Annotated in this window: 20 protein-coding genes and 1 riboswitch; of the genes, 18 read left to right on the top strand and 2 right to left on the bottom strand. The window is 61.9% G+C overall.

Annotation, left to right across the window (positions count from 1 at the left end; all coding sequences use genetic code 11):
- The first annotated feature begins 274 nt into the window (after positions 1-274).
- The 5 genes from GIV35_RS15150 to GIV35_RS15130 all read left to right on the top strand — a co-directional run bounded on the left by GIV35_RS15150 (position 275) and on the right by GIV35_RS15130 (position 4876).
- Positions 275-1315: a DUF2066 domain-containing protein gene (locus tag GIV35_RS15150; protein ID WP_236265200.1), complete on the top strand. Its 1041-nt coding sequence runs from the start codon at positions 275-277 to the stop codon at positions 1313-1315.
- Between the two features lie 55 nt (positions 1316-1370).
- Positions 1371-2444: an AI-2E family transporter gene (locus GIV35_RS15145; RefSeq protein ID WP_236265201.1), complete on the top strand. Its 1074-nt coding sequence runs from the start codon at positions 1371-1373 to the stop codon at positions 2442-2444.
- A 204-nt stretch (positions 2445-2648) separates the two neighbouring features.
- Entirely contained in the window at positions 2649-3353 is a 705-nt protein-coding gene (gene hda, locus GIV35_RS15140) for a DnaA regulatory inactivator Hda (RefSeq protein WP_014719395.1), read from the top strand.
- A 209-nt stretch (positions 3354-3562) separates the two neighbouring features.
- Complete coding sequence (locus GIV35_RS15135) at positions 3563-4192, top strand: C40 family peptidase (RefSeq protein ID WP_003193051.1); 630 nt, start codon at positions 3563-3565, stop codon at positions 4190-4192.
- A gap of 144 nt (positions 4193-4336) precedes the next feature.
- Complete coding sequence (locus GIV35_RS15130; RefSeq protein WP_003193049.1) at positions 4337-4876, top strand: C40 family peptidase; 540 nt, start codon at positions 4337-4339, stop codon at positions 4874-4876.
- 123 nt (positions 4877-4999) lie between these two features.
- Here GIV35_RS15130 and GIV35_RS15125 read toward each other — a convergent pair whose 3' ends face one another.
- Entirely contained in the window at positions 5000-6313 is a 1314-nt protein-coding gene (locus GIV35_RS15125) for a PQQ-dependent sugar dehydrogenase (RefSeq protein ID WP_236265202.1), read from the bottom strand.
- A gap of 99 nt (positions 6314-6412) precedes the next feature.
- Positions 6413-6659: riboswitch (cobalamin riboswitch) on the top strand.
- A gap of 79 nt (positions 6660-6738) precedes the next feature.
- On the opposite strand from GIV35_RS15125, the gene cobO reads away from it, so the two are divergent.
- From cobO to GIV35_RS15060, 13 genes are all read left to right on the top strand, one after another.
- A complete protein-coding gene (gene cobO / locus GIV35_RS15120) occupies positions 6739-7350 on the top strand; it encodes a cob(I)yrinic acid a,c-diamide adenosyltransferase (RefSeq protein WP_005790169.1) in 612 nt (203 codons plus the stop codon).
- Entirely contained in the window at positions 7347-8729 is a 1383-nt protein-coding gene (locus GIV35_RS15115; protein ID WP_236265204.1) for a cobyrinate a,c-diamide synthase, read from the top strand. The genes cobO and GIV35_RS15115 overlap by 4 nt, the downstream gene beginning before the upstream one ends.
- The gene (bluB, locus tag GIV35_RS15110; RefSeq protein ID WP_054899035.1) at positions 8726-9376 is read left to right on the top strand and encodes a 5,6-dimethylbenzimidazole synthase; all 651 of its coding nucleotides are present in this window, start codon (positions 8726-8728) and stop codon (positions 9374-9376) included. The genes GIV35_RS15115 and bluB overlap by 4 nt, the downstream gene beginning before the upstream one ends.
- Complete coding sequence (cbiB, locus tag GIV35_RS15105) at positions 9373-10281, top strand: adenosylcobinamide-phosphate synthase CbiB (RefSeq protein WP_236265206.1); 909 nt, start codon at positions 9373-9375, stop codon at positions 10279-10281. The genes bluB and cbiB overlap by 4 nt, the downstream gene beginning before the upstream one ends.
- The gene (cobD, locus tag GIV35_RS15100) at positions 10274-11263 is read left to right on the top strand and encodes a threonine-phosphate decarboxylase CobD (protein WP_236265208.1); all 990 of its coding nucleotides are present in this window, start codon (positions 10274-10276) and stop codon (positions 11261-11263) included. Before cbiB ends, cobD begins: the two co-directional genes overlap by 8 nt.
- A complete protein-coding gene (locus tag GIV35_RS15095) occupies positions 11260-12711 on the top strand; it encodes a cobyric acid synthase (protein WP_213153429.1) in 1452 nt (483 codons plus the stop codon). The genes cobD and GIV35_RS15095 overlap by 4 nt, the downstream gene beginning before the upstream one ends.
- 607 nt (positions 12712-13318) lie before the next feature.
- A complete protein-coding gene (cobU, locus tag GIV35_RS15090) occupies positions 13319-13840 on the top strand; it encodes a bifunctional adenosylcobinamide kinase/adenosylcobinamide-phosphate guanylyltransferase (protein WP_236265210.1) in 522 nt (173 codons plus the stop codon).
- Positions 13837-14892 (top strand): nicotinate-nucleotide--dimethylbenzimidazole phosphoribosyltransferase, encoded by a 1056-nt coding sequence (gene cobT, locus GIV35_RS15085; RefSeq protein WP_236265212.1) that lies wholly within the window; start codon positions 13837-13839, stop codon positions 14890-14892. Before cobU ends, cobT begins: the two co-directional genes overlap by 4 nt.
- Positions 14889-15464 (top strand): alpha-ribazole phosphatase family protein, encoded by a 576-nt coding sequence (cobC, locus tag GIV35_RS15080; RefSeq protein WP_223023151.1) that lies wholly within the window; start codon positions 14889-14891, stop codon positions 15462-15464. Before cobT ends, cobC begins: the two co-directional genes overlap by 4 nt.
- Positions 15465-15466: 2 nt before the next feature.
- The gene (locus GIV35_RS15075) at positions 15467-16195 is read left to right on the top strand and encodes an adenosylcobinamide-GDP ribazoletransferase (RefSeq protein WP_056786972.1); all 729 of its coding nucleotides are present in this window, start codon (positions 15467-15469) and stop codon (positions 16193-16195) included.
- A 42-nt stretch (positions 16196-16237) separates the two neighbouring features.
- Positions 16238-16642, top strand: a complete 405-nt coding sequence (locus tag GIV35_RS15070; RefSeq protein ID WP_034128336.1) for a MarR family winged helix-turn-helix transcriptional regulator — start codon at positions 16238-16240, stop codon at positions 16640-16642.
- Positions 16643-16696: 54 nt separating this feature from the next.
- The gene (locus tag GIV35_RS15065; RefSeq protein WP_419789568.1) at positions 16697-17905 is read left to right on the top strand and encodes an MFS transporter; all 1209 of its coding nucleotides are present in this window, start codon (positions 16697-16699) and stop codon (positions 17903-17905) included.
- Positions 17906-18055: 150 nt separating this feature from the next.
- Positions 18056-18607 (top strand): glutathione peroxidase, encoded by a 552-nt coding sequence (locus GIV35_RS15060; protein ID WP_034128338.1) that lies wholly within the window; start codon positions 18056-18058, stop codon positions 18605-18607.
- 63 nt (positions 18608-18670) lie between these two features.
- Here the strand turns inward: GIV35_RS15060 and GIV35_RS15055 are convergent, their stop codons facing one another.
- A complete protein-coding gene (locus GIV35_RS15055) occupies positions 18671-19948 on the bottom strand; it encodes an OmpP1/FadL family transporter (RefSeq protein ID WP_223023152.1) in 1278 nt (425 codons plus the stop codon).
- Positions 19949-19966 lie beyond the last annotated feature (18 nt).

The raw sequence follows: 19966 nt of genomic DNA, 5'->3' as shown, positions 1-19966 counted from the left end.
GCCGTTGACGGTCTGCGAAGGCGCGCGATTTTATCAGGCTTGAGGGGCAGCGGCCATCCTCGGGCCGACGGGCAGGGCATATGAGTTCAAAAAAATGCAAATCGGGCCGGTAATCGTGCGTATTAAGGTATAGCCTTGAACTCGCTAGCGTTATGACAGTATGAAAACTTACCGGGACCCTGTGAATGTTTTACCGGTCGCTGTGTCACAGCCTTGCCAAGCCGAGATCACGCGGTCTGTTCCAACCGCTAAATTTGTCGTTCGGGAATCTTCCATGCGTCTGTGTAAATTCTTCTTTGTAGGCTGCTTGTCGTTGGTCAGCCTGGCGAGTCATGCCGAAACCCTCAATGGCCTCTATCAAGTACTTGAACCGGTCAGCAGCCAGTCGCCCCAAGAGCGCGACCAGGCCACCCAGCGTGCCGTGCAGACCCTGGTGATCCGCCTGACCGGCGACGCCAAGGCCGCCGATGGCCCAGGCCTGGCGGCGATCCGCAAAGACCCGCAACAAATCATCAGTCAGTACGGCTACGATGCCGGCCCGCCCGAAAGCCTGCAAGTGGACTTCGACCCGGTCAGCACCGACCGCGCCTTGCGTGATGCGGGCCTGTCGATCTGGGGCAGCAACCGGCCGTCGATCCTGGGTTGGTGGCTGAACGATTCAACTGAAGGCAGCAGCCTGGTCGGCGATGGCCAGGCCGTTGCCCAGGCCCTGCGCCGGGCCGCGCAACACCGGGGTCTGCCGCTGCGCCTGCCGCTGGGAGACCTGGATGAACAGGTAGTCGCCACCGCGCCGAATCTTGAAAGCCCCGACGCCACGCCTTTGCGCGCAGCCTCCGAGCGTTACGGTGCCGATGCTTTGCTGGCGGTGCATGCGCGCCAGGAAGGCAGTCAATGGCAGGCCAAATGGCGCCTGTGGCTGGGCGACAAGGCTGAGGAGGGCACCGCCCAAGGCGCTGACACTGCCGCGCTCGCTGATGCGGTATTGCTGGCGGTCAGCCAAAAGCTGGCGCCACGCTTTGCGGTCAAGCCGGGCGTGAGCACTGAGCAACTGCTTGAAGTGCAAGGCATGAACCTGGAGCGCTACGCCGCCCTGGGTCGTTTGCTGGAGCCCTTTGGCGGCCAGCCGCAGTGGGTGGATGGCAACCGGATTGTGTATCGCGTCAATGGCAGCGCCGAACAATTGCGCACCCAATTGAGCCTGGCCAAGCTGCAGGAAATTTCTGCTGGCGAAGCCCCGGCCCAGCCAGCCGTGATCGATGGCACGCAACCGGCTGTTGCACCTGAGCCCCAGGCGCAACTGCGTTTTCGTTGGTAACTAGTGGTCCTCCTTCTATATAGAAGAAGGGCGTAAAAAACAGATGGAGTGGTTTATGGCGGATACGCGTCGTTGGGTGTGGCTTGGCGGGATTGTCCTGCTGTGCGTTTTTGTGTTCTTGCTGCATTCGATCCTGACGCCGTTTCTGGTGGCGCTGCTGCTCGCCTATCTGTTCGATCCCGTGGTGGATCGCTTGGAAAAAGTCGGCATTTCGCGCACCTGGGGCGTGATCACGGTGTTTGCGCTGTTCACGTTGATCATCACGGCGCTGGTGTTGATATTGGTGCCGATGTTGGCCAAGCAACTGTTTCGCCTCTATGAGCTGGCGCCGCAGATGCTCGACTGGTTGCAGCACACGGCGATGCCGTGGGCCCAGTCCAAGTTCGGGCTGGCGGATGGCTTCTGGAAATTCGACAAGGTCAAGGCAGCTATCAGCGAGCATATGGACAAGACCACCGATATCGTCACGGTGGTGCTCAGCCAGGCGACTGCGTCGAGCCTGGCGCTGATCGGCTGGTTGACCAACCTGGTGCTGATCCCGGTGGTGGCGTTCTACCTGCTGCGAGACTGGGACATCATGATGGCCAAGATCCGCAGCCTGCTGCCCCGCGACCGGGAAGAGCGCGTTGTTTCCCTGGCAGCGGAGTGTCATGAGGTACTGGGCGCGTTCGTGCGTGGCCAGTTGCTGGTGATGCTGGCCCTGGGGGTGATTTATGCTGCCGGCCTGATGGCGATCGGCCTGGAGCTGGGGCTGTTGATCGGCTTGATCGCGGGCCTGGCGGCCATCGTGCCCTACATGGGCTTTGTGATCGGCATCGGTGCGGCGCTGGTGGCCGGGCTGTTCCAGTTCGGCGGCGACCTGTACCCGATGCTGGGGATTGTCGCAGTGTTCATGGTGGGCCAGGCCTTGGAAGGCATGGTGCTGACGCCACTGCTGGTGGGCGATCGGATCGGCCTGCACCCTGTGGCAGTAATCTTTGCGATTTTGGCGGGTGGCGAGCTGTTCGGCTTTACCGGCATCCTGTTGGCGCTGCCGGTGGCGGCGGTGATCATGGTGCTGGTGCGCCATGTGCACGACCTGTACAAGGATTCGGACGTGTATACCGGGGTGGATGAGCCCGAGTTGTAATCGCGGTGTCACAAACCCGGCCCTGGCCGGGTTTGTTGTTTCTGGCGCCGGGTGCGTCAAACAATCTGCGTAAAACCGCCGGGTTAACGCAAACCTTTGATTTTGCTTGTGGTCTGCTGCATTGTGCGCCCGGCGTCACGGGTATAAACTTTGCAAACTTTACATAGAGGCCACTAACGGTTCGATGGGAGCCGTTCAGTCAGCATGAAACCGATTCAGCTGCCCCTAGGTGTGCGTCTGCGTGATGACGCTACCTTTATCAACTACTACCCAGGCGCCAATGCCGCTGCACTCGGCTATGTGGAGCGGCTTTGCGAAGCCGACGCCGGGTGGACTGAAAGCCTGATCTATCTGTGGGGCAAGCATGGCGTGGGGCGTACCCACCTGCTGCAGGCCGCATGCCTGCGTTTCGAGCAGACGGGCGAGCCGGCGGTCTACCTGCCCTTGGCCGAGTTGATGGACCGCGGGATCGGCATCTTCGATAACCTTGAGCAATATGAACTGGTGTGTCTCGACGACCTGCAGGCAGTGGCCGGCAAGCCGGAGTGGGAAGAGGCGCTGTTTCATCTGTTCAACCGCCTGCGCGACAGCGGCCGGCGCTTGCTGATCGCCGCGTCCACCTCGCCGCGTGAACTGCCGGTGAAGCTGGCAGACCTCAAGTCGCGCCTGACCCTGGCGTTGATCTTCCAGATGCGTCCGTTATCCGATGAGGACAAGCTGCGTGCGCTGCAACTGCGCGCTTCCCGTCGTGGCCTGCACCTGACCGACGAAGTCGGGCACTTTATCCTCACCCGTGGCACCCGCAGCATGAGCGCGCTGTTCGATTTGCTTGAGCAACTCGACCAGGCTTCCCTGCAGGCACAAAGAAAATTGACGATCCCTTTCCTGAAAGAAACCTTGGGCTGGTAAGGTCTTGATTTTCCGTGTGTCGGCATTTTCAAGGCGTCAGAAAACCTGCGTTTGAGCCCGAAGGGCTACGCAACTGAAGCGATAAATGGAATCACGGCTTAGATGGCATAGTCGAAACGATAAGTCACATAGATCACGATTGAATTTGCAAATCGATGTGATAGAGGGCATAGTCTCGGCTTCTTTACACATCAGCCACGGTCGTGCCCATGCTAAATCGCTTCGCACCCCTCGTGCCTCTCGCACTCGTTACCCTGTTGTTTGGTTGCGCCTCCCACCCTCAGCAGGTGGCAGAACAGCAAAAACCACAGGTTCAAAATCAGGCAAAGTTCGTTGCTGCACAGTCTGCTTCTGTTTATGAAGAAGAGGTGGCAACCGAAAAAGAACTCGCCGAGTTCTCTGACAGCAAGCCTTACCAACTGCCTCTTCTGGCCGACAGCATCCTTGAGCGCGGCATGTCCTTGATCGGTACCCGTTACCGTTTCGGCGGCACCTCGGAAGCCGGTTTTGATTGCAGTGGTTTCATTGGTTACCTGTTTCGTGAAGAAGCCGGCATGAATCTGCCGCGCTCTACACGCGAGATGATCAACGTGAATGCACCGTTGGTCGCACGCAACAACCTCAAGCCCGGTGATCTGCTTTTCTTTAGTACCAGTGGCCGCGGTCGTGTCAGTCACGCCGGTATCTACCTGGGCGATAACCAATTTATCCATTCCAGCAGCCGCCGCAGTGGTGGTGTTCGGGTCGATAACCTGGGTGACAGCTACTGGAGCAAAACCTTCATCGAAGCCAAGCGTGCACTCGCCATGGCTCCGACTACGGTTACCGCTAGTAAGTAAAGTTAAAGTGTTACTTGAAGTTTGACGTGTAAGCGCTAGAATCCCTGGACATTGTTGTCATCCGTTCGCGCGAGCTTTGCTTGCGCGTTCTGGTTTTCAACGTTCGGCAGCGAAAGCCGCATCCAGACCAGGATTGTTCTGCACATGTCGACCTCGGCCCGCCTGATGCTTATTGTTTGCGCCGCGCTGCTCAGCGCCTGCGCCAGTCGTACACCGCCGCCCGCGCCCGTCGCGGTCAAGCCTAAGCCGGTGTTCAACTATGCCACCCAGAATTTCTCGCCTGCTGCCGAAGACGTGCTCTTTCGTGCGCTGGGCCTGGTCGGCACGCCTTATCGCTGGGGTGGCAACACACCGGACTCGGGGTTTGATTGCAGTGGCCTGATCGGCTTTGTATTCCGCGACGCTGCCGGCATCTCATTGCCGCGCACCACCCGTGAATTGATCGTGATGCGTGCCCAGGACGTCAGCGAACAAAACCTGCAAACCGGCGACCTGCTGTTCTTCGCCACCGGTGGTGGTTCGCGGGTCAGCCATGCGGGCATCTATGTGGGCGAAGGGCGCTTCGTGCATGCACCGCAGACCGGCGGTACGGTGAAGCTGGATACGCTATCCAAAGCGTATTGGCAGAATGCCTACCTGAGTGCCAAGCGCGTGTTGCCAGGAAATCTGGCGCGTAATCCCTGAATCAATAAAACTCCAAAATGTGGGAGCGGGCTTGCCCGCGAATGCAGTGTGTCAGTCAACGGATTGGTTGGCTGGGGCACCGTAATCGCGGGCAAGCCCGCTCCCACATTGGTGTGTGGCGATTTACTTAGCAGCCGACACCCGCCAAACCTTATTGCCCACATCATCGGCCACCAGCAAATCCCCCTGCTGATCTATCACCACGCCGACCGGCCGGCCCATGGCTTTCTCATCGCTATCAAGAAACCCCGTCAGCACATCCACCGGTTGCCCTTTCGGCTGGCCCCCTTCGAAGGGCACGAAAATCACCTTGTAGCCACTGTGCGGCTTGCGGTTCCAGGAACCATGCTGGCCGATAAATGCGCCATTACTGAAGGGAGCGGGCAGTTTGCTGCCCTCGGCGAAGGTCAGCCCCAGCGATGCAGTATGAGGGCCTACCGCATAGTCGGGAGCGATGGCCTTGGCGACCATGTCCAGGTTCTGCGGGGTGACACGCACATCCACATGCTGGCCGTAATAACTGAAAGGCCAGCCGTAGAAGCCGCCATCCTTGACCGAGGTGATGTAATCCGGCACCAGGTCACTGCCGATCTCATCGCGTTCGTTGACCGCCGTCCACAGCTTGCCGCTCTGTGGCTCCCACGCCATGCCGTTGGGGTTGCGCAGGCCGGAGGCAAAAATGCGGTGTTGGCCGCTGGCGCGGTCGACTTCCCAAATGGCGGCGCGGCCCTGTTCGGCTTCCAGGCCGTTTTCGCCGACGTTGCTGTTGGAGCCGACGCTCACGTACAGCTTACTGCCGTCCTGGCTGGCCACTACATTTTTGGTCCAGTGGTGGTTCAGGGGGCCACCGGGTAAATCCACCACCTTGGTGCCCGGAGAGTTGATGGCTGTTTCACCTGGCTGATAGGGGAAGCGCAGCAATTTATCCGAATCGGCCACATACAGGTCGTTGCCTACCAAGGTCATGCCAAACGGCGAATTGAGGTTCTCCAGGAACACCGTGCGTGTTTCTGCCACACCGTCATGGTCGGCATCGCGCAGCAAGGTAATACGGTTCGGGCTCGGCACCCCGGCACCGGCACGGTCCATAACTTTTTCCATCACCCAGCCACGTACGCCTTTGGCATCGTCCGGCTTGGGCGGTGCATTGGTCTCGGCCACCAGCACGTCGCCGTTGGGCAGCACGTAGAGCCAGCGCGGATGATCCAGGCCTTCGGCGAACGCGGCCACTTGGGTGCCGGCGGCGGCGATGGGCTTGGCGCCTTCGGGCCAGCCGATGGCCGGGGCGATATTGACGGTGGGGATCAGCGTCTTGTTCGGCTCCGGCAACTTGGGCGAGGGCCCGGTGCCATCGGCGACCTGCAGGGTCGAACTTTCGCCGCACGCCGCGAGGCTGCCTGCAAGCATGATCAGTAGGGCGAGTCGGGTTTTAGGCATGGTTTTCTCCTTGATACCTGTAGGGGTAGAGAAGCACGAACGGCAGATGGTTCAAGTACAAGGCCAGCTTTAATTGACGCTCCACCCCCAACCCACTAACCTTCGCGGCTTGTTCCAGGTGCTCTGTGGCGCGCGCGTCGACAGAGTGAAACAGGGAAACCGGTGAGTGAGCGCACTTGTACACAGTGCCGCCGCGATTCCGGCGCTGCCCCCGCAACGGTAAATGAGTCAAGACGGTGCTGTTTGCCACTGTATCGCGTGCGATATGGGAAGGCGCACCCTCGGCTGCTTGCTATCAAAAGCGCCACTCATGAGCCCGGAGACCGGCCTGGATCATCCAACAGCATCACGGTGGGCGATGCTTGGCTGTCTGTTTTTTCTTTTTCCTGCCCGCCGTTTTTGTCCAGCCCCAACGGAGCGCTGCCATGACTGATTCCCCCGACCGCGACGAACGCCACCTGGCGCGCATGCTGCGCAAAAAAGCCGTGATTGACGAGCGCATCGCCAATTCCCCCAACGAGTGCGGCCTGCTGCTGGTGCTGACCGGCAACGGCAAAGGCAAGAGCAGTTCGGCGTTCGGCATGTTGGCCCGGGCCATGGGGCATGGCATGCAATGCGGTGTGGTGCAGTTCATCAAGGGGCGTAACAGCACCGGCGAAGAATTGTTCTTCCGCCGCTTCCCCGAGCAGGTGCGCTTTCATGTGATGGGCGAAGGCTTCACCTGGGAAACCCAGGACCGCCAGCGCGATATCGCCGCCGCCGAAGCGGCTTGGGCGGTGTCCCGGGCCATGTTGAATGACCCCTCTATCGGCTTGGTGGTGCTGGACGAACTGAACATCGCCCTCAAGCACGGTTACCTTGACCTGGACCAGGTACTCAGCGATCTGCAAGCGCGCCCGCCCATGCAGCATGTGGTGGTCACCGGCCGTGGCGCCAAGCCTGAGCTGATCGAAATGGGCGACACCGTCACCGAAATGGGCATGCTCAAGCACGCGTTCCAGGCCGGTATCAAGGCACAGAAAGGCGTCGAACTTTGAATCAGCCCCGTCATTGCCCGGCCGTATTGATCGCCGCTCCGGCGTCTGGCCAGGGCAAAACCACGGTCACCGCCGCGCTGGCCCGTTTGCACCGCAACCTGGGGCGCAAGGTGCGCGTGTTCAAATGCGGGCCGGACTTTCTCGACCCGATGATCCACGAGCGTGCCAGTGGCGCGCCGGTGTACCAGTTGGACATGTGGATGGTGGGCGAGCAGGAAAGCCGCCGCCTGCTCTGGGAGGCAGCGGGGGAGGCTGACCTGATTCTCATCGAAGGCGTCATGGGCCTGTTCGACGGCACGCCTTCGAGCGCTGACCTGGCGCGGCACTTCGGTGTACCGGTGCTGGGCGTGATCGATGGCACCGCCATGGCCCAGACGTTCGGCGCTTTGGCCCTGGGGCTGGCGCGCTATCAGCCCGACCTGCCGTTCGCCGGCGTGCTGGCCAATCGCGTCGGCACCCTGCGCCATGCGCAATTGCTCGAAGGCAGCCTCACCGAGGGCTTGCGTTGGTACGGCGCGTTATCCCGTGAGACTGGCATCGAACTGCCCAGCCGCCACCTGGGCCTGGTGCAAGCCAGCGAACTGAATGACCTTGATATACGCCTGGATGCCGCCGCCCAGGCGTTGGGCAGCAGTTGCGAAGTGGCCCTGCCGCCGCCGGTGACCTTTGCCGCGCCGCAAGTGATCGAAGCCGAGCCCTTGCTTGCCGGTGTGCGGATTGCCGTGGCCCGTGACGAAGCCTTTGCCTTTACCTACGGTGCCAGCCTGGATTTGCTGCGGGCGATGGGCGCCGAGTTGAAGTTCTTCTCACCGATCCATGATCGCCAATTGCCTCAAGCTGACAGCCTCTATCTGCCCGGCGGCTATCCGGAACTGCACCACCAGGCATTGTCGGCCAATACTTCGATGCTGGACGCCATTCGTGCTCATCACGCCGCTGGCAAGCCACTGCTCGCTGAATGTGGCGGCATGCTCTATCTGCTCGACTCCTTGACCGATGTGGACGGTACACGCGCCGAACTGGTTGGCTTGTTGCAAGGCGATGCGGTGATGCAAAAGAAACTCGCGGCCCTGGCGCTGCAAAGTGTCGAGCTGCCGGAGGGGACCTTGCGTGGGCATACCTATCATCATTCCCTGACCAGTACCGAATGGGCGCCGATTGCCCGTGGGCTTAGCCCTAACGGCGGGCGCGGTGCCGAAGCGGTCTATCGACAGGGGCGGATGACGGCGTCCTATGTGCACTTTTATTTTCCGTCGAATCCTGGCGCGGTGGCCGCGTTGTTTGCGCCTGACCTTGAGACAGCTATCGCAGGCAAGCCCGCTCCCACAGGGGAATGCATTCCAAATGTTGGAGCGGGCTTGCTCGCGAAGAGGCCATGACTGACAACGCTTTCCCCCAAGCCGATCGCGAGGCCGTCTATCGCGCCATCGCCGAACGCCGCGACATGCGCCACTTCCGCGGTGGCAGCGTCGCGCCTGAGCTGCTGCAACGCCTGCTCCACGCCGCGCACCAGGCGCCCAGTGTCGGCCTGATGCAGCCGTGGCGTTTTATCCGCATCAGCGACCGTTCGTTGCGCAGCCAGATTCAACAGTTGGTGGAAGAAGAGCGTGTGCGCACCGCCGAAGCATTGGGCGAGCGCTCCGATGCGTTCATGAAACTCAAGGTTGAAGGCATCAACGACTGCGCCGAGGTACTGGTCGCCGCCTTGATGGACGATCGTGAGCGCCACATTTTCGGGCGCCGCACCTTGCCGGAAATGGACATGGCCTCGCTCTCCTGCGCCATCCAGAACCTGTGGCTGGCGGCGCGCGTGGAAGGGTTGGGCATGGGCTGGGTTTCGCTGTTCGACCCCCAGGCCCTGGCCGAGTTGCTGGGTTTGCCACCCGGCGCAAAGCCCCTGGCAGTGTTGTGCCTGGGCCCGGTGGCAGAGTTTTACCCAGCACCGATGTTGCAGCTCGAGGGCTGGGCCGAGCCGCGACCGCTAAGTGACATGCTGTATGAAAACAAGTGGGGAGTGAGTCAATGAGTGTGGCCTTGCTGTGTGTCGCTGCGGTGGCGCTGGATGCGCTGCTGGGTGAGCCCAGGCGCTGGCATCCGCTAGTGGCGTTCGGCAATTTCGCCGGGCGCATCGAGCAACGTTTCAATACTGGCGGGCGTGGCTGGCGCAGCCATGGTGTGACCGCGTGGTTTATCGCGGTGGTGCCGCTGACCCTGCTGGCCACGGCGTTGTCGTGGGCGCCTTATATCGGCTGGCTGCTGGAGATCCTGGCGCTGTACTGCGCCTTGGGCATGCGCAGCCTGGGTGAGCACGTGATGCCGGTGGCCCAGGCCCTGCGCAGTGACGACCTGGACGAAGCGCGTACACGTGTGAGTTACCTGGTCAGCCGCCAGACCAGCGAACTGGACCACACGGAAGTCGCGCGTGCGGCCACCGAATCGGTGCTGGAGAACGGCAGCGATGCGGTATTCGCCGCGTTGTTCTGGTTCGTGGTGGCCGGTGTGCCGGGCGTGGTGCTCTATCGTCTGAGCAACACCCTGGACGCCATGTGGGGCTATCGCAATGAGCGCTTTGAGCGCTTCGGTTGGGCAGCCGCCAGGATCGATGATGTGCTCAACTATATTCCTGCGCGCCTGGTGGCTTTAACCTACGCGCTATTGGGTAAAACCCGCCTGGCGCTCAAATGCTGGCGCACCCAGGGGCCGACCTGGGACAGCCCCAACGCCGGCCCGGTGATGGCGGCGGGGGCCGGTGCCTTGGGTGTGGAGCTCGGCGGCGCGGCGATTTATCACGGCGAGGTGCATCAGCGCCCGCCATTGGGCGAAGGCCCGCCGGCCGACGCCGATTCCATTGATCGCGGCTGGCAACTGGTGCAGCGCGGCGTATGGCTCTGGCTGCTGGTCCTGTGCGTGGGGGCGCAAATCTATGCTTGAACATGGTGGTCGGCTGCGTAAGGCCGCGATTGAGTACGGCATTGCCGAAGCGGATTGGCTCGACCTGTCCAGCGGCCTTGCGCCCTGGCCGTGGCCGATTCCCGAGATTCCCTTGCGTGCCTGGGCGCGCTTGCCGGAAACCGATGACGGCTTGGAGAAGGCTGCCAGCGAGTATTACGGTGCCGGCCCGTTGCTGCCGGTGCCGGGCTCCCAGGCAGCGATTCAACTGCTGCCGCGACTGCGTCGTTCCGGTAAGGTCGGCGTGCTTTCGCCCTGTTACGCCGAGCACGCCGAAGCCTGGCGCCGCGCCGGTTATGTGGTGCGCGAAGTGCAGGAGCAGGAAGTCGACTTCTTTCTCGACAGCCTCGACGTGCTGGTGGTGGTCAACCCCAACAACCCCACGGGCTTGAGCCTGAGCCCGCAACGCCTGCTGGACTGGCATGCGCGGCTGGCCCAGCGCGGTGGCTGGCTGGTGGTGGACGAGGCGTTCATTGATGTGACCCCGGACTTGAGCCTGGCCAGCCATGCCGATCAGGTCGGCTTGATCGTGCTGCGCTCATTCGGCAAGTTCTTCGGCCTGGCCGGCGTGCGCCTGGGTTTTGTGCTGGCCGAGCGCAAGTTGCTCAAGCTGTTGGCCGAACAGGTCGGGCCCTGGGCCGTCAGTGGGCCGACGCGGGTGCTGGGCCAAGTGTGCCTGCGCGACACCGACGGGCATGCGCGCCAGCGCAGCCGTTGCATCGCAGCCGGCCAGCGTCTGTTCGAGTTGCTTGGGCGCCGCGGCCTTCAACCTCAGGGTGGCTGCGCATTGTTCCAGTGGTTGATTACCCCCCACGCTGAACGGCTTCACGAGTTCATGGCCCAGCGCGGCATCCTGCTGCGCCTGTTTGTGCACAACAGCAGCGTGCGCTTGGGCCTGCCCGACACCGAAGCCGACTGGCTGCGCCTTGATGAAGCCCTGGCCGCCTACAAGGACGCCACATGACCACGTTGATGGTGCAGGGCACCACCTCCGACGCCGGTAAAAGCACCCTCGTGACTGCGCTGTGTCGCTGGCTGGTACGCCAGGGTGTCGCGGTGGTGCCGTTCAAGCCGCAGAACATGGCGCTCAACAGCGCGGTGACCGCCGAAGGCGGCGAGATCGGCCGCGCCCAGGCGGTGCAGGCCCAGGCTGCCAACCTGGCGCCCCACACCGACATGAACCCGGTGTTGCTCAAGCCCAACAGCGACACTGGCTCCCAAGTGATCATCCATGGCCGTGCTGTCACCAGCATGAATGCCGTGGCCTATCACGACTACAAAGCCATTGCGATGCAAGCGGTGCTGGCCTCCCACACGCGTTTGAGCCAGGCCTACCCGGTGGTGATCGTCGAAGGCGCGGGCTCACCGGCCGAGATCAATTTGCGCGCCAATGACATCGCCAACATGGGCTTCGCCGAAGCGGTGGACTGCCCGGTGCTGTTGATCGCGGACATCAACCGCGGCGGCGTGTTCGCCCATCTGGTCGGCACCCTGGAGCTGCTGTCGCCCAGTGAGCAGGCGCGGGTCAAGGGCTTCATCATCAACCGTTTTCGCGGCGATATCGCGTTGCTGCAACCAGGCCTGGACTGGCTCGAAGCGCGCACCGGCAAACCGGTAGTCGGCGTGCTGCCCTACGTGATGGACCTGCACCTGGAAGCGGAAGACGGCATCGACCAGCGCCAGATCGACAAGGCCGCCCAGGTGCTCAAGGTGGTGGTGCCGGTGCTGCCGCGCATCAGCAACCATACCGACTTCGACCCGCTGCGCTTGCACCCCCAGGTGGACTTGCAGTTCGTCGGGCCGGGCCAGGCGATACCTGCCGCTGACCTGATCATCTTGCCGGGCTCGAAAAGCGTGCGCAGTGACCTGGCCTATCTGCGTGCCAACGGCTGGGATACTGCCGTGGCGCGGCATCTGCGTTATGGCGGCAAGGTACTGGGGATCTGCGGCGGCTTGCAGATGCTCGGCGAGCAAGTCCACGACCCGTTGGGCCTGGAAGGGCTGGCCGGTTCCAGTGATGGCCTTGGGTTGCTGGCGTTCAGCACCACCCTGGAACAAGAGAAACAACTGCGCAATGTGCGTGGGCGTCTGGTATTGGAAGATGCCGACGTCAGCGGTTATGAAATCCATGCCGGGGTGACCTGCGGCGCTGCCTTGGCAAGCGCTGCGGTCCTGCTGGACGATGGTCGCAGCGATGGCGCGCAGAGCCCCGATGGGCAAATTCTAGGCACCTACCTGCACGGCCTGTTCGAGACCCCGGCAGCGTGCAGCGCGTTGCTGCGTTGGGCCGGGTTGCAGGATGTGCAAGAGGTGGATTATCACGGCTTGCGCGAGCGCGATATCGAGCGGTTGGCGGACTTGGTGGAGCACCACTTGGACACCGATTTGTTGCGCAAGCTATGTGGGATCTGACGGTGTTCACACGATCCGATTGTGGGAGCGGGCTTGCCTGCGATAGCCATGTGTATCTACACAACGCTGTAGTGCTCAACGGTAACCACGATGCGAAGCGAGCCGCTCTTGATCTGCTTTTGATCTTAGGCGCCCCGTTAAACCACGCTGGCCGGAATTCGACAGGGATTTGGAGGGTAAACCGGCAGGGATGCCGGTTTAGCCGCCCCGCGCCATGGATGGCGCGGGGCGGCGGCCCCCCAAATCACTGGCGGATTTCGGGCACACCGAGCCTAGGCGAGGTGCCGAGTGGTGGGGCAAGAGCGTTTTGCTTACTTTTGCGCTTTTCAAAAGTGAGCCGCCGTCAGGGCGGAACCCTAAGTGGCCGTTACCTACATAACGGATATGCACTCGGTCTAATCCAACATCCCAGTTGGCTGTCAGGCCGTCTTCGCAGCGATGCGGCGACCCGACAAGCCAGCTCCCACATTTGGATGGCGGAGCATCAGATGGATATGCGCCGGCTGTCAGACCGTCGCGAATGCGGTGGGTCAGCCATAGGTGCATTCACTGATACACCCTATCGGCGAGCAAACCCGCTTCCACATTGTTTGTCAGGGGCCTTTGCATGTATCAATTGATCCTCGGCGGCGCCCGTTCGGGCAAGAGCCGCCTGGCCGAAAAGCTTGCCGCAGAGAGCGGGCTTGCCGTCATTTATATCGCCACCAGCCAGCCGCTCGACGGTGAGATGAACGAGCGTGTCACTTTGCACCGCCAGCGTCGCCCCGGCCATTGGGGCCTGGTTGAGGAGCCCATCGAGCTGTCGCGCGTGCTGCGCGAGAACGCCGCCACTGATCGCTGCCTGCTGGTGGATTGCCTGACCTTATGGCTCACCAATCTTCTGATGCTCGAAGACCCGGCGCGCCTTGCGTGCGAGCGTGATCAACTGTTGCAAACCCTGGCCTCGCTGCCGGGGGAAATCATTTTTGTCAGCAACGAGACCGGTCTGGGTGTCGTGCCGCTGGGCGAATTGACTCGCCGTTATGTGGATGAAGCCGGTTGGCTGCATCAAGCCTTGGCCGAGCAATGTCAGCGCGTTGTGCTGACGGTCGCCGGCTTGCCCCTGACTTTGAAAGGTACTGCGTTATGACCGATTCCTGGTGGCTCAACCCCTGCAAGGCGGTGAATGCCACAGCCCACGAACAGGCGCTGGCGCGTCAGCAGCAGTTGACCAAGCCCGCTGGCTCCCTCGGCCAGTTGGAGGCCCTGGCGGTGCGGTTGGCGGGTTTGCAGGGCCAGGTCAAACCGTCGGTGGATCACCTGTGGATCGCGATTTTTGCCGGCGATCACGGCGTGGTCGCTGAAGGCGTGTCGGCATTTCCCCAGGCGGTGACCGGGCAGATGCTGCAAAACTTCGTCACCGGTGGTGCGGCAATCAGCGTGTTGGCGCGGCAACTGGAAGCGCAATTGGAAGTGGTTGACCTTGGCACGGTCACGCCTTCCCTGGCTTTGCCTGGCGTTCGTCACCTGAATATCGGTGCGGGCACGGCCAATTTTGTCCATGCCCCGGCGATGACCCAGGCCCAGGGCCAGTTGGCCCTGCAAGCCGGGCGAGACAGCGCACACCGCGCCCTGGAAGGCGGCGCGCAGCTGTTTATCGGCGGCGAGATGGGCATCGGCAACACCACCGCGGCCAGTGCCTTGGCCTGCGCATTGCTGGATTGCCAGGTCGCTGACCTTGCAGGCCCTGGTACCGGTTTGAACGCCGCAGGGGTCAGCCATAAGGTCGCGGTTATCGAGCGCGCCTTGGCGTTGCACGCCGGTCAGCGCGGCGATGCATTGCAAACCCTGTTCAATCTCGGCGGTTTTGAAATAGCCGCGCTGGTCGGTGCTTACTTGGCCTGCGCCCAGAAAGGCATGGTGGTGCTGGTGGATGGGTTCATCTGCAGCGTGGCCGCGCTGGTGGCGGTGCGCTTGAACCCTGCATGCCGCGAATGGCTGGTGTTCGGCCATCGGGGTGCTGAGCCGGGTCATCGCCATGTGCTGCACAGTCTCGATGCGCAACCGTTGCTGGAACTGGGCCTGCGCCTGGGCGAAGGCAGCGGCGCGGCGTTAGCGGTGCCCTTGTTGCGCCTGGCATGCGCGCTGCACGGGCAGATGGCGACCTTCGCCGAAGCCGCCGTGGCGGATCGCCCCGCATGACCTTGCGCCTGGACCTGCTGCGCCACGGCGAAACCGAGCTGGGCGGCGGCCTGCGTGGCAGCCTGGACGATGCGCTGACCGCCAACGGCTGGCAGCAGATGCGCGACGCAGTGGTGGGGCAAGGGCCGTGGGATCGGCTGATCAGCTCGCCGCTGCAACGCTGCGCTCTGTTCGCCCAGGAGCTGGGGACGCAACTTGATTTGCCGGTGAGTCTGGAGCCTGACTTGCAGGAGCTGCACTTCGGCGCCTGGGAAGGGCAGAGTGCGGCCGCGTTGATGGATACCGATGCCGAAGGGCTGGGCTTGTTCTGGGCCAACCCCTATGACTTCACGCCGCCGGAGGGTGAGCCTGTCATCCAGTTTTCCGGGCGGGTGCTTGGCGCTATCGCCCGGTTGCATCAGGCCTATGCTGGTCAGCGGGTGCTGTTGATCAGTCATGGCGGTGTGATGCGCCTGCTGCTGGCCGAGGCGCGAGGGTTGCCCCGTGAGCAACTGCTGAATGTCGAAGTTGGTCACGGCGCCTTGTTCGGCCTGCAGGTTGAGGCCGATGGCGTGTTGAAGGAAGGGCGCTGACGATGCTGCCGTTCTGGATCGCCCTGCAATTTCTCAGCAGCCTGCCCATTCGCTTGCCGGGCATGCCGCAGCCTCAAGAGCTGGGCCGTTCGTTGCTGTTTTATCCGCTGGTAGGGTTGCTGTTCGGCGTGCTGTTATGGGGCCTCAACCAGATGTTGCAGGGCGCCCCGTTGCTGTTGCACGCCGCGTTGCTGCTCACAGCCTGGGTGTTGCTCAGCGGTGGCCTGCACCTGGACGGGCTGGCCGACAGCGCCGATGCCTGGCTGGGTGGTTTTGGCGACCGCGAGCGCACCCTCAGCATCATGAAAGACCCGCGCAGCGGCCCGATTGCGGTGGTCACCCTGGGCCTGGTGCTGCTGCTCAAGTTCAGCGCGCTGGTGGCGTTGATCGAGCAACACAATGGCGCCGCCTTGATCCTGGCGCCCCTGATCGGACGCGCTTCGATGCTGGCGCTGTTTCTCACCACGCGCTATGTGCGGGCGGGCGGATTGGGCCAGGCACTGTCAGACCATCTGCCGCGAATTGTCGGCCAACAGGTGCTGATCCTCAGCGGGTTGGCCTGCATTCTGATCGGCGGTTTCAGCGGCGGTATCGCGGTGTTGCTGGCGGCACTGTGTTTCGTGTGGCTGCGCCAGTTGATGGTCAAGCGTCTGGGCGGTACCACCGGCGACACTGCTGGCGCACTGCTGGAGCTGCTTGAAGTCGCGGTACTGGTCGGGCTGGCGCTGTAACGCCTTCTTGCAATTGGTTAACTCCGGGTATATACACGCTCTATGCTTGCCTCCCAATGTTTATGCACCAACCTGCGACGCGCCGCCCGTGGCGTCAGCAGGCACTACGACGGCGCTCTCGACGGCTTCGGGATCAACGTTGCCCAGTATTCTCTGTTGTGCAACCTGCAGCGCCTCGATCAACCGAGCATTTCCAGCCTGGCGGACGCCATGGGCCTGGATCGCAGCACCCTGGGGCGCAACCTGCGCGTCCTGGAAGGTGAGGGGCTGGTGCAGTTGGTGGAGGGCGATGATTTGCGCAACCGCCTGGTGGTGTTGACTGCCACAGGGCAAGAGCGGCTGACTGCCGCGTTACCGGCTTGGGAAGCGGCGCAACAAAAATTGATTGATAAGCTCGGCGCCGAAAAGCGCGAAATGTTGTTGGCCTTGCTGGATGAACTCGCCTGAACGGCGGTTTGTTCGACTACAAGCGGGTATATACCCGCGAGCGGAGAATAAGAAATGACCTCGATGTGGCGCACCAGTGGTTGGGTCCTTTTAGGGAGTGCGCTGATCCTGGCGTTGTCCTTGGGCGTACGGCATGGCTTTGGCCTGTTCCTGGCGCCGATGAGCAGCGAATTCGGTTGGGGGCGTGAAACCTTTGCCTTTGCCATCGCCTTGCAGAATCTGATCTGGGGCTTGGCGCAGCCATTTACCGGGGCCTTGGCCGACCGTTTCGGCGCGACCAAGGCGGTGTTTGTCGGCGGGGTGTTGTACGCCGTCGGCCTGGTGCTGATGGGCATGTCCGACTCCGCGTGGTCACTGTCGTTGAGCGCAGGTTTGCTGATTGGCATTGGCCTGTCCGGCACCTCGTTCTCGGTGATTCTCGGCGTGGTTGGCCGCGCCGTTGCGCCGGAAAAACGCAGCATGGCCATGGGCATTGCCAGCGCCGCCGGCTCGTTCGGCCAGTTCGCCATGGTGCCCGGCACCCTCGGCTTGATTGGTTGGCTGGGCTGGTCCGCAGCGTTGCTGGCGCTGGGCTTGATGGTGGCGTTGATCCTGCCGCTGGTTGCCATGCTCAAGGATCGACCGTTGCCGGTCACGGTCGGTCAGCAAACCCTGCGTGAAGCGCTCAAGGAGGCCTGCTCTCACTCCGGGTTCTGGCTACTGTCTTTCGGTTTTTTTGTGTGCGGTTTCCAAGTGGTGTTTATCGGTGTGCACTTGCCGGCGTACCTGGTCGACCAGCACCTGCCGGCCACGGTGGGCACCACGGTGCTGGCCTTGATTGGCCTGTTCAACGTATTTGGCACCTACACGGCGGGTTGGCTCGGTGGCCGCATGTCCAAGCCGCGTCTGCTCACCGGCTTGTACCTGTTGCGGGCGGTAGTGATTGTGTTGTTCCTGTGGGCGCCGGTCACCGAAGTCACGGCGTATCTGTTTGGCATGGCGATGGGCTTTTTGTGGTTGTCCACGGTGCCGCTGACCAATGGCACCGTCGCGACCCTGTTTGGGGTGCGCAACCTCTCGATGCTCGGCGGGATTGTGTTCCTGTTCCACCAGCTTGGCTCGTTCCTCGGCGGGTGGCTGGGCGGGGTGGTCTATGATCGAACCGGTAGCTACGATTTGATCTGGCAGGTGGCAATTTTACTCAGCCTGCTTGCCGCCGCGCTGAATTGGCCGGTGCGTGAGCGGCCGGTGGCGCGCATTCAGGCGCAGATGGAGGCGGCATGAGCATGACAGCGCGTCTTATGCTGTTGGCTGTGGGGCTGGGGTTATTGCTGCTGGCCTGGTGGGGTTGGCAACGGGGCGGCCTGGCGTTGATGCAACTGGGCATGGCGATCTGCTAAGTTGTGGGTCTGAACTGACTCAAGGACTTTTGACATGCAGATGCGCTGGCTCGCTGTACCCGTCCTGATGGCTATTGGTAGCGTGGCGATGGCCGCCAGTTGCCCACCGTTGCTGGAGGGCCAATTGCCCAAGCTGCGGGCCAAGGAATCCATCGACCTGTGCCAGCAATTCGCTGGCAAGCCCTTGGTGATCGTCAACACGGCGAGCTTCTGCGGCTTTGCCCCGCAATTCAAAGGCCTGGAAGCGTTGTATCAGCGCTACAAGGGCGAAGGCCTGGAAGTGATCGGCGTGCCGTCCGATGACTTCAAGCAGGAAGCCAAGACCGGGGAAGAAACCGCCAAGGTCTGCTACGTGAATTATGGCGTGACCTTTACCATGACCGAGCCGCAGAAGGTCAAGGGGCCGGATGCGGTGCACCTGTTCAAGGTACTTGCACAGCAGGCCGACGCGGCGCCCAAGTGGAACTTCTACAAGTATGTGGTGGATCGCCAGGGCAATCTGGTTGCCAGTTTTTCCAGCCTGACCAAGCCGGACAGTCCAGAGCTGATCAAGGCGGTGGAACAGGCATTGGCTTCCAAACCCTGACCGCCAGCCAAACAAAAGCCCCGCCTCCTTCACAGGAGAGCGGGGCTTTTGTTTGGCTGCGGGTTAGAACTTGTAGGTCATGCCCAAGCCGAAACCGTTGGCGCTGTTTTCATACTTGGCGTTGTAGCTGGCCAATTGGTTGGAGCGTGAAACCTTGACGTCCTCTTCCTTCAGGTAGGAGTAGGCCAGGTCGATGGTCATGTTATCCATGACCTGGTAGCCCAGGCCCAGGCTGAAGATAGTACGGTCGCCGGTCGGGATGCGCGGTGAGCGATCCGTGTTGTTGGTGGGCGACTGGTCGAATGTCAGGCCGGTACGCAGTACAACTTGCTTGGTGAGCTGGTACGAAGTACCCACGGCGTAGGCCCAGGTGTCGTGCCAGTTCTGGTCTTCCTTGATTGTGCTGACCAGGCCCGGGGCAAGCGCGCCGCCAGTAGCGCCGCTGACGCCTTCGTTCTTGACGGTGATGTCTTTCAGGCGGCTCCAGCGTGTCCAGGTTGCACCGGCATAGAGTTTCCACGCGTCGGTCAGGTCTTGAGTGACGGACAGGTCGTAGGACTCAGGTGTGTCGATTTTCAGCGAGGCGTCATAGCGGTTGCTGCGCAGGAACGGCGAGGTCGCGGTCGGTGCGGTGACTTCGGTGTGGCCGTCCAGCTTGTAGCTGACCTTGGAGTGGTAGGTCAGGCCGACGCGGGTGGTATCGGTGGCTTGGACCAGTATGCCGATGTTGAAGCCCAGCGCGGTGTCGTCACCCTTGATCTTGATATTGGTGTCTGGCGCGCGAGGGTTCAGCGTCAGGTCCGATTCCAGGGTGCCGGCGATGCGGTTGATGGTCGGGCCAAAACCCACGGAAACGCGGTCGTTGAAGGCGTAGCTGACGGTCGGTTGCAAGGTGATGACTTTCACTTCGCTCTTGCTGCCAAAGCCACGGCCCTGGAAGCCGCTTTCGTAGTCGGTCACCAGGCCGAACGGCGCATAGACGCCGAAGCCGACAGCCCACTGGTCGTTGAGCTTATTGGTGTAGAAGCCGAAAGGCACGGCAGTGAAAGGCACCATATCGCCTTTGTTGCTGCCAGCGGAGCGGCCGCTGACATTGCTGATATCGGTGGAGGCATCAATGGCTGCAACGCCACCGGTGATCTGTTGGCCTTCCAGGCGTGCCATACCGGCAGGGTTACCGAACACAGTGCTCGCATCATCGGCAGAAGAAGAGCGACCTGCGAAACCGGTACCCATCCCGCTGACGCTCTGTTCGTTGAGGGCAAAGCCGCTGGCGAACAGTTGGGAGGATGCCATGGCAACGGCGAGGCCAAGTGTGGTCTTGAGCATTACTTTTTTCATTATTAGAACTCCGTGTGA

It is taken from the genome of Pseudomonas sp. PA-1-6B (assembly GCF_021609545.1).
GTDB classification, from domain to species: domain Bacteria; phylum Pseudomonadota; class Gammaproteobacteria; order Pseudomonadales; family Pseudomonadaceae; genus Aquipseudomonas; species Aquipseudomonas fluorescens_BV.
The sequence above is the reverse complement of the archived record's forward strand: the minus strand, read 5'-3'. Positions and strand labels throughout refer to the sequence as shown.

Coding starts and splice junctions, on each gene's coding strand:
- GIV35_RS15150 (WP_236265200.1), top strand. CDS start 275: ATGCGTCTGTGTAAATTCTTCTTTGTAGGCTGCTTGTCGTTGGTCAGC.
- GIV35_RS15145 (WP_236265201.1), top strand. CDS start 1,371: ATGGCGGATACGCGTCGTTGGGTGTGGCTTGGCGGGATTGTCCTGCTG.
- hda (WP_014719395.1), top strand. CDS start 2,649: ATGAAACCGATTCAGCTGCCCCTAGGTGTGCGTCTGCGTGATGACGCT.
- GIV35_RS15135 (WP_003193051.1), top strand. CDS start 3,563: ATGCTAAATCGCTTCGCACCCCTCGTGCCTCTCGCACTCGTTACCCTG.
- GIV35_RS15130 (WP_003193049.1), top strand. CDS start 4,337: ATGTCGACCTCGGCCCGCCTGATGCTTATTGTTTGCGCCGCGCTGCTC.
- GIV35_RS15125 (WP_236265202.1), bottom strand. CDS start 6,313: ATGCCTAAAACCCGACTCGCCCTACTGATCATGCTTGCAGGCAGCCTC.
- cobO (WP_005790169.1), top strand. CDS start 6,739: ATGACTGATTCCCCCGACCGCGACGAACGCCACCTGGCGCGCATGCTG.
- bluB (WP_054899035.1), top strand. CDS start 8,726: ATGACTGACAACGCTTTCCCCCAAGCCGATCGCGAGGCCGTCTATCGC.
- cbiB (WP_236265206.1), top strand. CDS start 9,373: ATGAGTGTGGCCTTGCTGTGTGTCGCTGCGGTGGCGCTGGATGCGCTG.
- cobD (WP_236265208.1), top strand. CDS start 10,274: ATGCTTGAACATGGTGGTCGGCTGCGTAAGGCCGCGATTGAGTACGGC.
- GIV35_RS15095 (WP_213153429.1), top strand. CDS start 11,260: ATGACCACGTTGATGGTGCAGGGCACCACCTCCGACGCCGGTAAAAGC.
- cobU (WP_236265210.1), top strand. CDS start 13,319: ATGTATCAATTGATCCTCGGCGGCGCCCGTTCGGGCAAGAGCCGCCTG.
- cobT (WP_236265212.1), top strand. CDS start 13,837: ATGACCGATTCCTGGTGGCTCAACCCCTGCAAGGCGGTGAATGCCACA.
- cobC (WP_223023151.1), top strand. CDS start 14,889: ATGACCTTGCGCCTGGACCTGCTGCGCCACGGCGAAACCGAGCTGGGC.
- GIV35_RS15075 (WP_056786972.1), top strand. CDS start 15,467: ATGCTGCCGTTCTGGATCGCCCTGCAATTTCTCAGCAGCCTGCCCATT.
- GIV35_RS15070 (WP_034128336.1), top strand. CDS start 16,238: ATGCTTGCCTCCCAATGTTTATGCACCAACCTGCGACGCGCCGCCCGT.
- GIV35_RS15065 (WP_419789568.1), top strand. CDS start 16,697: ATGACCTCGATGTGGCGCACCAGTGGTTGGGTCCTTTTAGGGAGTGCG.
- GIV35_RS15060 (WP_034128338.1), top strand. CDS start 18,056: ATGCAGATGCGCTGGCTCGCTGTACCCGTCCTGATGGCTATTGGTAGC.
- GIV35_RS15055 (WP_223023152.1), bottom strand. CDS start 19,948: ATGAAAAAAGTAATGCTCAAGACCACACTTGGCCTCGCCGTTGCCATG.